The organism is Cognatilysobacter terrigena (assembly GCF_004361065.1).
Taxonomy (GTDB): Bacteria; Pseudomonadota; Gammaproteobacteria; order Xanthomonadales; family Xanthomonadaceae; genus Cognatilysobacter; species Cognatilysobacter terrigena.
Window position 1 is genome coordinate 102,343 of sequence record NZ_SELT01000008.1, and the last position, 13,532, is coordinate 115,874.

Below are 13,532 nucleotides of genomic sequence, written 5' to 3' on the forward strand. Positions count from 1 at the left end.
TTTTTTTGTGCGCCACCCTTCTTGCTGCTGGTAGCCCGACGTGCGTCTCAGCTGCAGCGGTCGTCGAGCAGGTTCCGCATCTCGACAAGCTCATGCTCGTAGGGCCGCCACGCGCCGCCCCGGTTGCGAAGAATGCCTTTCCCGACATCCGCCGCGCTGGCGGTCGTAGAACGCGGCATGGATAGTGTCTTGTGCGGCGACGCCGGCACTGCGAGTCCGCATGCTTCCAGCAATCGCGCTGATTCCACGTCCGGATTCGCGACGAACGCGGAGTACTCGACCTCGACGATGCGTCCTGGCGCCTGCTCAGACCAATGCGCCATCAAGGCATCGTAGGCGCAGTAGTAACGCGCCATGTCGACGGGCGAATTCGAATACGGTGCCGCGCCACGGAAATACGTCCGCAGATTCGAGAAGCAGGTATCGATCGGATCGCGCCGCAGATGGACGATCGTCGCGCTCGGAAGCGCCCGGAGAATGAAGGGGACGTTGAGGAAGTTCGCCGGCAACTTCTCTGTCAGCACCGGGCGGCCCGCTGCGCGCCAGCGCGCATAGTTCATGAAGCGCACTCGCACCTGATCGAAATCGACCGCATGCGCTCGACGCACGAGTTCGAGATCGACCGGTCCGCGACCATCGCTGTCCGCCGCCTCACGGAATGCAGCCGTGAACTGATACGTCTCCCCGCCGTCGACGACGTCCGGATGAGTCGTGAGCACGCGCTCGATGAGCGTGGTGCCCGAACGGAACATTCCGACGATGAAGATCAGCCGGGGCTCGCCATCGGTGCCGCTGGGCACCTTTGCCGGCATCGGCACGTCGCGTAGTGCGGCGAAAAGCCGCTCGTCAGTGTCCGGGTCGTAGGGATCGATTTGACGCACGACGCGCCAGCCCGCCTCCAATGCGGCCCACGCCTCGCGATAAAGGCCGAGGTCATGCAGGCGCCGGTGCAACGAGAAGTGCAGATAGGCGGCGTTCTCGGAGACGGGAGCAACGCCCGGGAGCGCTCCACGCATTGCATCGACGTGTGCGGACGCGCCGTCGACATCGTCCTGCATCGCGACCAGCCAATGCGCGTTGCCCATGCGCGGTTCGATCGTGAGCGCTTGCCGCAGATGGTCGAGCGAGCGATCGCGGTCGCCGTCGAACATCGCGAGCAGCCCAGCGACGTAGTGCGCATCCGCGTTCTGCGGTGCGTCGTGCATCGGCTCGCGGGCGATGCGCGCCGCATGGTCGAACAGCGACGCGGAACTGGCGAGGATCGCCATTTCCGCGGCCAGCGAAGGTGGCCAGCGGACTGGTGCCTGGGTATCGAACAAGTGGCCCAGCTCAGGGGACAGCTCGAGACGGCGATACAGCCGGGCGATACGGGCGGCTACGATCGGATCCAGCGGCGCGGTCATGTGCTGCGCTGACTGCCTCGCCAGATCGCAAGCTTCCGCATAGGCGCCGAAGCGCAACGATACTTCCGCGGCCAACGCGAGCAGCGGCGTCGAAGGTGTGGCCGCAAGCGATGGCGCGAGTTCGCGCGCGGCTTCGGCCCAGCGATCGCTGGCGATCAGCTGGACCGCTCGTGCATAGACGTCCTGGGTCATCGCGCCACGGTACGCGTGGCGCGCGACGACGTCACCGGTCGACCGTCACCCAAGCTGTGCGGCGATCCGCTGCTGCTCCTCATGCAATGCCTGCGGCATGCGCGGGCCGTATTCGCGCAGGTAGTCGCCGATGCTCGCGAACTCCGCCGTCCAGCCGTCGCGGTCGAAGCCGAACAGCTTGGCGCGGGCCTCGTCGGAGAGCTGCACGCCGTCGAGGTTGAGGTCCTGCTCCCGCGGCAGCGCGCCGATTGGCGTCTCGGTCGCATCGGCCTGCCCTTCGACGCGCTTGATCATCCACTCGAGCACGCGGAGGTTGTCGCCGAAGCCCGGCCACAGGAACTTGCCGTCGTCGCCCTTGCGGAACCAGTTGACGTGGAAGACTTTCGGCAGCCTGTTCTGGCCGTTGTCGAACGACAGCCAGTGCGCGAAGTAGTCGGCGAAGTTGTAACCGCAGAAGGGCTTCATCGCCATCGGGTCGCGACGCATGACGCCGACGGCGCCCGTCGCCGCGGCCGTGGTCTCCGAGCCCATCGCGGCACCGACGAGCACGCCGTGCGTCCAGTCGCGCGCTTCGAACACCAGCGGGACGAGCGAGGCGCGACGGCCGCCGAACACGATCGCGCTGATCGGCACGCCGGTCGGATCTTCCGCGTGCTCGCTGTAGCTCGGGCACTGCTTGGCCGACACGGTGAAGCGCGCATTGGGATGCGCGGCCGGACCCTTGTTGAAATCGTAGTCATTTCCGCGCCAGTCAAAGGCGGGCGCGCCTTCGTCGAGGCCTTCCCACCACGGCTGGCCATCGGCGGTCAGGCCGACGTTGGTAAAGATCGTGTTCCTGCGGATCGTCGCGAGCGCGTTCGGGTTCGACTTCTCCGACGTACCCGGCGCGACGCCGAAGAAGCCCGCTTCCGGATTGATCGCGTAGAGGCGGCCATCGGGACCGGGGCGCATCCAGCAGATGTCGTCGCCGATCGTCCAGACCTTCCAGCCGTCCTGGCGATACCCTTCCGGCGGAATCAGCATCGCGAGGTTGGTCTTGCCGCAGGCCGACGGGAACGCCGCGGCGACGTAGTGCGTCTCGCCCTTCGGGTTCTCGATGCCGAGGATCAGCATGTGCTCGGCGAGCCAGCCTTCCTGGCGCGCCTGGTGCGAGGCGATGCGCAGCGCGTGGCACTTCTTGCCGAGCAGCGCGTTGCCGCCGTAGCCGGAGCCGTAAGACTTAATCGTCAGCTCTTCCGGGAAATGCATGATGAAGCGGCGGTTCGGGTCGAGTTCGCCGGTCGAATGCAGGCCGCGCACGAACGTGCCTTCGCGCTCGATGCGCTTGAGGGCGGCCTCGCCCATGCGCGTCATGATGCGCATGTTGGCGACGACGTACGGGCTGTCGGTGATCTCGACGCCGCAGCGCGAGATCGGCGAATCGATCGGACCCATGCAGTACGGGATGACGTACAACGTGCGGCCTTCCATGCAGCCGTCGAACAGCGCGTCCATCTGGGCGTGGCCGTCGGCCGGCGCCATCCAGTGGTTGTTCGGGCCGGCGTCGTCCTGGTTGGACGTGCAGACGAAGGTGAGGTGCTCGACACGCGCGACGTCGTCCGGATGCGAGCGGTGCAGCCAGCTGCCCGGGTTCGTCTGCTCGTTGAGGCGGATCAGCGTGCCGTCCTTCTCCATCTTCGCGACGAGCGCGGCGTTCTCGGCATCGCTGCCGTCGCACCAGTGGATCGCGTCGGGACGCGTCAGCGCGGCGACGTCGTCGACCCAGCGACGCAGGCTGTCCAGCGTGGTTCCGCGGCCCTGCACCTCGGGGGTGCGTTTGTCGACGTCCTGGACGAGGGCGTTCATACGGGAACCTCCTTCAATTGCGAATGGGAAAGCGGGTGCGGCGATCCTCTACGGGATCAGCGTGGCCATCATGTGCTCGACGAACGCCTCGAACTCGTCGCGCGGCAGGCGCGTCTGGTTGAGCTGGAGGTTGAGCTGCAGGAAGCCCACGTAGGCGGCGTATGCGAGGCGCGCGCGGTTGAGCGCGGCGTGCGGGTCGAGTCCGGCCTGGCGAAAGGAGGCGGCCAGCCATTCGAGGCGGCGCTGCGAGACGCGGCCGATGACGGGCGCGACGATCGGGTGGTCCAGCGCCTTGAGCAGCGCCGAATAGATGATGTGCGAGGTGACCTCGTGCGCCACGACGTCGAACAGCTGGCGAAGGCGCTGACGGGGGTCGGCGATCTGCTCGAGCTGGCCGAAGATCGCCTCCTGCTCGGTCTTTTCCCAGCGCTCCAGCGCGGCGACGAGCAGCGACTCGCGCGACGGGAAGTGCCAATAGAAGCTGCCCTTGGTGACGCCGAGGCGGCGCGCGAGCGGTTCGACCGCCACCGCGGCCACGCCCTGTTCGGCAATGAGGTCGAGGGCGGCCTGCGCCCAGTCGTCGGCGCTGAGGCGCCCCGTGCGATCGGACTTGGCCGGCGATTCGGTCGTCATGTGGGCAGTGTATCCGTACGGGTCCGGCCGGGACAGTATGCGGACAACAATCGGACATTTCGGCCGCGAAAAGTCCGTTGACAGCGGTCGGGAAACGTTACCATACTCGCCCGTATGTCGGGCGTTTCATGCTGCCGTTTGAATCCGGCGCCCGACCGCCACCGCCCGCCCGAAACCCCGCGCGGACGCCCGTCCGCTGGAGCGCTCCATGAGCATCGCCGCACCTTTCCTCGTCCTGCTGATCCTCGGCGGCGTGGCCGCCTACCACCGCATGCGCCTCGCGCCGTGGGTCGCGATGTCGGCCGTGGGCCTCGTCGCCTGCTGGCTGCTCAGCGCGAACCGCACGGCGACCATCGTCGCCACGGTGATCTTCGCGATCGTCGCAATTCCGCTCCTGATCGCTCCGCTGCGCCAGGCGCTGGTGACCAAGCCGCTGTTCGGCTTCTACAAGAAGATCCTGCCGCCGCTCTCGGAGACCGAGCGCGTCGCCCTGGAAGCCGGCACGGTGGGCTGGGAAGGCCAGCTGTTCTCCGGCAAGCCCGACTGGAACGTGCTGATGTCGCAGCCGAAGCCGACGCTGCGCGACGACGAGCAGGCCTTCCTCGACGGCCCGGTGGAAGAGCTGTGCCGCATGGTCGACGACTGGTCGATCACGCACGTGCACGCCGACCTGCAGCCGGAGCTGTGGGACTACATCAAGCGCAACAAGTTCTTCGGCATGATCGTGCCGAAGGAATACGGCGGCCTCGGCTTCACCGCGCTCGGCAACCACAAGGTGATCGAGAAGCTCGCGTCGATCTCGTCGGTGGTGAGCTCGACCGTCGGCGTGCCGAACTCGCTCGGGCCGGCCGAGCTGCTGATGCACTACGGCACGCAGGAGCAGAAGGACTACTACCTGCCGCGCCTCGCCGACGGCCGCGAAGTGCCGTGCTTCGGCCTCACTGGCCCGTGGGCCGGTTCCGATGCGACGTCGATCCCCGACTACGGCATCGTGACGATGGGCGACTGGAACGGCGCGCGCGTCGTCGGCGTCAAGCTCACCTTCGACAAGCGCTACATCACGCTCGCGCCGGTCGCGACGCTGATCGGCCTCGCCTTCCGCATGTACGACCCGGACAAGCTGCTGGGCGACAAGGAAGACATCGGCATCACCCTCGCGCTCCTGCCGCGCGATACCGCGGGCGTTGAAATTGGTCGCCGCGCGATGCCGCTCAACTCGCCGTTCCAGAACGGCCCGATCCGCGGCAAGGACGTCTTCATCCCGCTCAGCCAGCTCATCGGCGGCGAGGCGTATGCGGGCAAGGGCTGGCAGATGCTGGTCGAGTGCCTGTCGATCGGCCGGTCGATCACCCTGCCCTCGACGGCCTCGGGCGGTTCGCGCATCGGTGCGCGCGTGACCGGTGCCTATGCGCGCATCCGCAAGCAGTTCGGCCTGTCGGTCGGCCGCTTCGAAGGCGTCGAGGAAGCACTCGCGCGCATCGGCGGCAACGCGTACACGATCACTGCGCTGGCCGAGGCGTCGGCTGCGGCGGTCGCACGCGGCGAGCTGCCGGCGGTGCCGTCGACGATCGCGAAGTACCACTGCACGGAGATGGGCCGCGAGCTCGTCAAGGACGCCATGGATATCCACGGCGGCAAGGGCATCATCCTCGGCCCGAAGAACTACCTCGGCCGTGCGTGGCAGGCGTCGCCGATCGGCATCACCGTCGAAGGCGCGAATATCATGACGCGCTCGCTGATGATCTTCGGCCAGGGCGCGATCCTCTGCCATCCGTGGGTGCTGCAGGAGATGAAGGCCGCGAACAACCCGGATCGCGCGCAGGGCCTGCGCGACTTCGATTCGGCGCTGTTCGGCCACATCGGCTTCGCGATCAGCAACGCGGTGCGTTCGCTGTGGTTCGGCATCACCGGCGCGACGATCGGTGCGGCGCCCGGCGACGACTACACCAAGCGCTACTTCCGCAAGCTCAATCGCTACTCGTCGGTGCTCGCGCTGATGGCGGACACCTCGATGCTGCTGCTCGGCGGCAAGCTGAAGTTCAAGGAGTCGCTCTCGGGCCGCCTCGGCGACGTGCTGAGCCAGCTCTACATCTCGAGCGCGATGCTGAAGCGCTATCACGACCAGGGCGCGCCGACGGCGGATCGTCCGATGCTCGCGTGGGCATTCCACAACTCGATGCACAAGCTCGAGCTCTCGCTCTCGGCCGCGTTGCGCAACTTCCCGGTGCGTCCGGTGGGTTGGCTGCTGTGGGCGCTGGTGTTCCCGTTCGGCCGCCGCGCGGTGGCGCCGAGCGATCGTCTGAGCCGCAAGGTCGCGTCGATCCTGATGACGCCGGGCGAGGCGCGCGATCGCATCGGTCGCGGCGCGTTCCTGACGCCGGGGCCGCACAACCCGGCCGGTCGCATCGACAGCTACCTGCCGGCCGTCGTCGCCGCGGAGCCGATCGAGCGCAAGTTCCAGAAGGCGCTCAAGGGTCACGAGGTCGAAGCGCACGACTTCGCGTCGCAGCTCACGCTCGCCGTCGAGCGCGGCTGGATCACCGCGGACGAGCGTCGCCAGCTCGAACAGCTGCGCGAGATGACGATCGACACGATCAGCGTCGACGACTTCGAGGCCTCCGAGCTGCGCTCGTCGGGTTACGCCGCCGTGGTGAATCCGGAAGGCCAGCGCGTCGCCGCCTGATGGCATCGGCATGTTGAATCACGACGGCGGGCTCGACCCGCCGTCGTCGTATCGGGAGTTCGCATGAAGCTGCTCGACCTGCACCGCCGCATGACACGCTGGCCGCTCGGCACGTGGATGTTCTCGCGCGCCGTCTGCTTCAAGGCGCCCTACTTCGCCAGCATCGCGCCGCGTATCGACGCGCTCGATCCGGGCCGCTGCGTCGTCTCGTTCCGCCATCGACGCGCGGTGGCGAATCACATCGGCACGGTCCACGCGATCGCCCTATGCAATGCCGCCGAGCTTGCGGCTGGACTCGCCATCGAAGCCGGCCTGCCGCCGACGCTGCGGTGGATTCCGAAAGGCATGCAGGTCGAATACCTGCGCAAGGCGACCGGGCGCATGACCGCCACGGCGACCGTCCGCGGCATCGTCGACAGCCGGCGGACGGGCGACATCCCGGTGGTTGTCGAAGTGCGCGACCCGCAGAACGAGGTCGTGGTCCGCGCGGTGATCGGGATGTGGGTGTCGGCGCGACCGACGCGTGAGGCCTGACGCTCAGCGCGTGGCGCGCAACGTCAGCCGCGAGATCTCCGGCGGTACGCCCAGGCGCATCGGCAGGATGCTGGTGCCGATGCCGGGCGACACGAACAGTTCGCGCCCGCCTTCCGCGTAGAAGCCGCGGATGTAGCGGTTCTCGGCCTTGCCCCACTTCGCCGGCTGGCCCACCAGCGGCAGCGATATCTGCCCACCATGCGTGTGACCCGCCAGTACGAGCGAGGCGCGCAGCGGAAGGTCGGGAAGGATCGCCGGGTTGTGCGTCATCGCGATCACGGGCGCGTCGTCATTGACGCCCGCAAACGCCTTGCGCACGTCGTGCTTCGCCGTCCACAGATCGCCGACACCCACGATCCACAGCGGGCAGCCGCGAATCGTCGTGCGTCGCGATTCGTCTTCGAGCACGACAACGCCAGCGGCTTCCAGCTCGCGTCGCACTTCCGGGCCGCCCTTCCACCAGTCGTGGTTGCCGAGCACCGCGTAGACCGGCTTGCGCGCGGTGAGTGCACGAAGGTGCGGCGCACTGACGGACGCGGGAATGTACTTGCCGCCGAGCACGCTGAGGATCACGTAGTCGCCGGTCATGATGACGACGTCCGAATCGCTCGCGATGAGCCGATCCACCACGCGATCGAGGTTGCCCAGTCCGTTGTTCGGCGAGCCGGTGTGCACGTCGCTGATGTGGTCGATGCGCAGGCCTTCGCACGTGGCCGGCCAGTGCGGAATCGCGATCGTGTAGTCGCGCTCGACCAGCCGTCGCGGTTCGACGAACACGCCGTACGCGACGGCGGCGAATGCGAGCGCCACCCACGCGAAGAACAGGCGTCGCGCCCAATGCCGCCAACCCGGCCTCATGTGCGGCGCGACACCGGCGAATGCAGGTCACGCACCTTCGAGAGCCGCCAGCCGATCGCCGACGCGATCGCCGCCGCGGCCATGCCGATCGACGCGACGCCGCCGACCGTCGCGCCGAGGGTCTTCATGCCATTCATCGTGAGCGCCACCAGAAGGTCACCGAACCGCCACACCGCCGTATCGACCGCGTTCTGGCCCTTGTAGCGTTCGCTGCGCGCGACCTGCGTGAACAGCGCATGGCGCGACGGCTCGGCGAGGCCGTAGCCCAGCGCTCGCGTCACGATCGCCGCGAGCGCGACCGCGGGCATCGTCCCCACGATCGGCGCGTACGCATCCGGTGCGAACACGACCAGTGCGAGTGCGGCGGTCGCGATGCTCGCCCACAGGATCAGCACGCGGCCGGCGCCGATCATCGGCATCAGCCACCACGTCACGCCGACCTGGAACACCATCGTGAGGACGTTCGATGCGAAGTCGACGGTGGCCGCGAACGCCGTTCGCGACTCGCTCGTCGCGAACGTCGCGCCGCTGTAGTCGGCCAAGAGTGCGTAGTTGATCGTGCCGATGCCGTCGGCAAGCACGAGCAGCAACGCCATGTTGCGCATGAAGGGGCTCGCGAACACCTGCTTCAGGCCGTCGAGCATGCCGCCGCCCAGCGGTGCGTCGTCATGCGTCTCCGGGCGCTCGTCGCGCGCCCAGCGGCCGAGCACGACCGAGCACGCCGTCGCGAGGGCAAGCAACGTTGCCGAGACGCCGAGTAGCGGCGCGATGCCGACCACGCCGACGAGCGACTTCGTGATCGCCGGCCCCGCGAGCGCGCCCGCCGTGCCCGCGAAGCCGATCAACGGGAACAGTCGACGCGCCTGCACCGGCGACCAGATGTCCGACATGAACACCCAGAACACCGACACGACGAACAGGTTAAACACGCTCACCCAGACGAAGAACACGATGCCGAGGGTGCGGGCATCGAGCGTGTCCTGGTGGGCGAAGAACGGAATGAAGGCGAGCAGGCAGGCGACGAACACGCCGTACACCAACGGCACCATCACGCGGCGGCGCCAGCGCGAGACCAGCGCGGCGAACAGTGGCGTGAGCGCGAGGGTGGCGATGAACGTCGCGAGGTAGAACCAGGGCAACTGCGTGGACCCGACCGCCGCCGACAGCTGCTCGCGCACCGGGCGGATCACGTAGTACGCGGTCAGCACGCAGAAGAAGTACGCGAGCGAGACCAGCAGCGCCGGCCATTCGCCGCGTCGCACGCGTCCCTGCTCGGCCGGGGACTGCTCGGGATCCGCGCTCATCGATGGCTTCCGGTCGGGGATGCGCACCGTACCGTTCGCACGGCCGCACCGCCACCCTGCCGTCTATGCTGGGTCTACGCACGGGGAATTGGTCATGTACGACTACGTCATCGTCGGCGCCGGCTCGGCCGGCTGCGTGCTCGCGAACCGGCTCAGCGAGGATCCGTCGGCGCGCGTGCTTCTGCTCGAAGCCGGCCCGCGCGACCGTCATCCCTTCATCCACATGCCGGCCGGCATCGCGAAACTCGTCAACGTGCGGCGTCTCAACTGGGACTACAGCACCGAGCCCGAGCCGGCGTTGAACGGACGTCGCCTCTGGTGGCCGCGCGGCCGCGTGCTCGGTGGCTCCAGCTCGATCAATGCGATGTGCTACATCCGCGGCAACCCGGCCGATTACCACGACTGGGCCGCGAACGGCGCGAGCGGCTGGTCTTGGCGCGACGTCCTGCCCTACTTCCTGCGCAGCGAGCACAACACGCGCGGCGCGAGCGCGCTGCATGGCGACGCGGGTCCACTGCACGTCTCGGACCTCCGCCACGTCAATCCGCTGTCACAGGCCTTCATCGAGGCAGGCGCGCAACACGGCCTGCCGCGTAACGATGATTTCAACGGCGCAACGCAGGCAGGCGTCGGCCTCTATCAGGTCACGCAGAAGGACGGCGCGCGCTGTTCGAGTGCGGTCGCGTACCTGCGCCCGGCGCTGCATCGCCCGAATCTCGAGGTCCGCACCGGTGCGCTGACCACGCGCGTGCTGTTCGATGGACGACGCGCGGCGGGCATCGAATACGCGGTCGGTCGCAAGTTGCATCGCGTCCTAGCGTCCCGCGAAGTGCTGCTGTGCGGCGGCGCGATCAACTCACCGCAGCTGTTGATGCTGTCGGGCATCGGTGCCGCCGATGCGTTGCGCGCGCATGGCATCGACGTTCGCCACGACGCACCCGGCGTCGGCGCGAACCTGCAGGATCACCTCGACATCTGCACGCTGCACGGCAGCCGCGTGCCGGTCACCTACGACCGCGCGAGCGACCTCCGCATCGCGTTCGACTACGTCCTCCGCGGTCGACGCGGCGCCGGCACGTCGAACATCGCGGAAGGCGGCGCGTTCATCCGCTCGCCGCTCGCACCCGATGCCCGCCCCGACATCCAGTTGCATTTCGTGCCCGCGCAACTCGACGACCACGGCCGTCACCGTCTGCCGGGTGACGGTTACACCGTCCATGCCTGTTTCCTTCATCCGCGCAGTCGCGGTGCGATCACGCTGGCGTCGAGCGATGCATCGCAGCCGCCACGCATCCACGCGAACTACCTTTCGGACGACGAGGGCTTCGATCTTCGGATGATGGTCGAGTGCGCGAAGCTCTCGCGCGAACTGCTGATGCAGCGTGCGTTCGATGCGTATCGCGGCGCGCCGGTCATCCCGCGTCGAAACGATCTCGACGATGCCGGCCTCACCGATTTCATCCGGGCGAAGGCGGAGTCGGTGTATCACCCCGTAGGCACCTGTCGCATGGGCGACGATGACGAGGCGGTGGTCGACAGCGACCTGCGCGTGCGGGGCGTCGAAGGCCTTCGCGTTGTCGACGCATCGGTGATGCCGCAGCTCATCAGCGGCAATACCAACGCGCCGACCATCATGATCGCGGAGCGTGCGGCCGACCTCATCCGTGGCATACCGCCGCTCGCGACGTAAACGATCTTTTTACATTCCGCTGACGGGTCGCGAACGTCTCGCGAAATGAATATGCATTCAGTCGTCCATTCGACCTCGAGCATGAACGTCGCGCCTTGAAGCGGCTGGCGCTACGTCACTGTTTTCGAGGAAAAACATGAATCTGAATGTCTTTCCTCTGGCGTCACTTGATCACGACGCTATGATCGACCAGTGAACGTTTTGTGGAAGCCGAGCCCATGATGCAGACCGCTATTCGCCTCCGCCGCCGTGGCCTCCACGTCGGTCTGCTCGCGTTCCTGCTGCCCGTTGCCCTCGGCAGCGGCGCCGGTGCGCAGACGCCTCCGCCGCGTTGGACGCCCACCGTCCCGACCGCGCCGGCGATGCCGCAGGTCGTGCACAACCCGCTGCCGATCGCGGCGGACTTCAACGTCGCGCAGATCGAGTCGCTCGCGCAGTCGCTCGTCGCCGACCAGAAGGTGCCGGGCCTCGCGATGGCGATCGTGCACAAGGGCCAGATCGTCAGCGTGCGCGGTTACGGCATCACCGACATGTCGGCGGCCGAGCCGGTCGACGCGCACACCGTGTTCCGTCTCGCGTCGCTATCGAAAGCGTTCGCGGGCACGCTCACCGGCATGCTCGTGCAGGACGGCTCGCTGCGTTGGGACAACAAGGTCACGCAGTACCTGCCGAACTTCCAGCTCAGCGATCCGAACGCGACGCAGATGGTGACCGTCGCGAACGTGGTGAGCCAGAGCGTCGGCCTGCCGCGCAATTCGCTGGATCGCGACCTCGAGTCGTACGTCCCCTATTCGACGCTGACGCAGCGCCTGGCGAACGTGCCGCTCGCGTGCGCGCCGGGCACCTGCTACGGCTACCAGAACGTCGCCTTCAGCCTGATCGGCGACGTGGTGTTCGCCGCGACCGGTCAGTTCTATGGTCAGGAAGTGCAGCGCCGCATCTTCAAGCCGCTCGGCATGAACGACGCGAGCGTCGGCATGGAAGGCCTGGAGTCGAGCCCGCGCTGGGCGCATCCGCACGTGCGCGGTCGCGGCGGCTGGGTGTCGGTGATGCCGAAGACGCCGTACTACCAGGTGCTGCCGGCCGCGGGCGTCAACGCCAGCGCGACCGACATGGCGCAGTGGCTGATCGCGCACACGGGTTACCGCCCGGACGTACTGCCGCCGTCGCTGCTCGCGACGCTGCACACGCCGCGCGTCGACACGCCCGGCGAGATGCGCGCATCGGCGTGGCGCCGCGAGCGCCTCACGTCGGCCGGCTATGGCATCGGCTGGCGCGTGTACAACTACGCCGGCAACACGCTGGTCTTCCACGGCGGCGCCGTGCAGGGCTACCGCGGCGCGGTGGCGATGCTGCCGGACCGCGACTTCGGCGTGGCCCTGCTCTGGAACAGCGAGAGCTCGCTGCCGTCGGCACTCGTGCCCACCATCCTCGATCGCGCGCTCGGTATTCCGGGCAGCCGCTGGATGAAGGAAGACTTCGATGAGCCGACGCAGTTCGTGCAGAACGACGAAGACGGCCAGCCGGGTACGAGCGCGGCGAAGTCGACTGCGGCTCCGCACTGATCGGGCCAAACGGGTGAGCAAAGACGGTCGGCGAATGCCGGCCGTTTTTGTTTGGGCGTTTGGGTTGCGTCGGTCGGGGACACGGGGGCTGCCGACCATCTGCATCGACATCGCGTGCCGATAGGTCCGACGCCCGTATCGAAACGCGCGGCGACCGGGCTGACGCTTCTGTGCGGGCAGCACCGACCTATCCGGCTCTAGCGCTGTCGACTACCTGCGTGCCTTGTCCGGACAGCGCATCGCAGAAATGCGCGCACCACTCAGGCCGTCCCCACGCATCGCTCTGCCGTCTGCCGAAAGCGGCGTTGGCGGTCGCGTCAGTTGGCCGCGGCGTGCGACGCGCACGGGCTCCGACGTAGACGGGTATGCGACCCGCAAGCACGATCGGTGCGAGGCATCCGACGGCCGATGCAGTCCGGCGCTCATCGCGACGACGCCTTAGTCGGCGAGTTGGCGGCCCGGCACCGGCGCGTCATTGCCGCCGCGGCTGCGGCATACCTTGCGCCGACCAAACACCCACAGCGACCGGACGTGCGCGCACACCACACTCTGGCGGAGCGGCACCGTAGCGATCACGCATCGTGACGCCGAGGCGTAACGAGCAGCCGGCCGCTTCGTGCGCTCGTCGCGGTGAGCACGCCCGGACGCGCTGAGGATCGCCCAAAAAAAACTCTCCCCCGCCTGGGCTGCGGGAGAGAGTCGGTTTGTCGCGGTAATCGGGTGTTTCTTTTTTTCTTAGATCATCGGTGCAACGGTCGACGGCATCACCGCCGGAGCCGCGGCGCCGCGACGACGGGTCGCCTTGCGAGCGCCGCCCTTCTTGGC

The 13,532-nt window shown here is 67.7% G+C and carries 9 protein-coding genes; 4 read left to right on the forward strand and 5 right to left on the reverse strand.

What is annotated here, in order from left to right:
- Positions 1-47: 47 nt before the first annotated feature.
- Genes EVS83_RS07065 through EVS83_RS07075 form a run of 3 tightly spaced genes read right to left on the reverse strand, consistent with a single transcriptional unit; the run spans position 48 to position 4,073 of the window.
- Positions 48-1,595, reverse strand: a complete 1,548-nt coding sequence (locus EVS83_RS07065) for a tetratricopeptide repeat-containing sulfotransferase family protein (protein WP_133500336.1) — start codon at positions 1,593-1,595, stop codon at positions 48-50.
- 45 nt (positions 1,596-1,640) lie between these two features.
- Positions 1,641-3,440, reverse strand: coding sequence for a phosphoenolpyruvate carboxykinase (GTP) (locus tag EVS83_RS07070; protein WP_133500337.1), 1,800 nt, complete (start codon positions 3,438-3,440; stop codon positions 1,641-1,643).
- A 48-nt stretch (positions 3,441-3,488) separates the two neighbouring features.
- Positions 3,489-4,073 carry a TetR/AcrR family transcriptional regulator gene (locus EVS83_RS07075; protein WP_133500338.1) on the reverse strand — a complete coding sequence of 195 codons (585 nt, stop codon included), beginning with the start codon at positions 4,071-4,073 and terminating at the stop codon, positions 3,489-3,491.
- Between the two features lie 208 nt (positions 4,074-4,281).
- Between EVS83_RS07075 and EVS83_RS07080 the strand changes: the two genes are divergently transcribed.
- The gene (locus EVS83_RS07080) at positions 4,282-6,756 is read left to right on the forward strand and encodes an acyl-CoA dehydrogenase (RefSeq protein ID WP_133500339.1); all 2,475 of its coding nucleotides are present in this window, start codon (positions 4,282-4,284) and stop codon (positions 6,754-6,756) included.
- Positions 6,757-6,819: 63 nt separating this feature from the next.
- Complete coding sequence (locus EVS83_RS07085; RefSeq protein ID WP_133500340.1) at positions 6,820-7,290, forward strand: hotdog fold domain-containing protein; 471 nt, start codon at positions 6,820-6,822, stop codon at positions 7,288-7,290.
- A gap of 3 nt (positions 7,291-7,293) precedes the next feature.
- Here EVS83_RS07085 and EVS83_RS07090 read toward each other — a convergent pair whose 3' ends face one another.
- A complete protein-coding gene (locus EVS83_RS07090; RefSeq protein ID WP_133500341.1) occupies positions 7,294-8,148 on the reverse strand; it encodes a metallophosphoesterase in 855 nt (284 codons plus the stop codon).
- Positions 8,145-9,452, reverse strand: a complete 1,308-nt coding sequence (locus EVS83_RS07095; protein ID WP_133500342.1) for an NTP/NDP exchange transporter — start codon at positions 9,450-9,452, stop codon at positions 8,145-8,147. The genes EVS83_RS07090 and EVS83_RS07095 overlap by 4 nt, the downstream gene beginning before the upstream one ends.
- A gap of 94 nt (positions 9,453-9,546) precedes the next feature.
- On the opposite strand from EVS83_RS07095, the gene EVS83_RS07100 reads away from it, so the two are divergent.
- Both EVS83_RS07100 and EVS83_RS07105 read left to right on the forward strand, forming a co-directional pair.
- Positions 9,547-11,142, forward strand: coding sequence for a GMC family oxidoreductase (locus tag EVS83_RS07100; RefSeq protein WP_133500343.1), 1,596 nt, complete (start codon positions 9,547-9,549; stop codon positions 11,140-11,142).
- Between the two features lie 218 nt (positions 11,143-11,360).
- Complete coding sequence (locus tag EVS83_RS07105) at positions 11,361-12,707, forward strand: serine hydrolase domain-containing protein (protein ID WP_133500344.1); 1,347 nt, start codon at positions 11,361-11,363, stop codon at positions 12,705-12,707.
- The last annotated feature ends 825 nt before the right edge of the window (positions 12,708-13,532 follow it).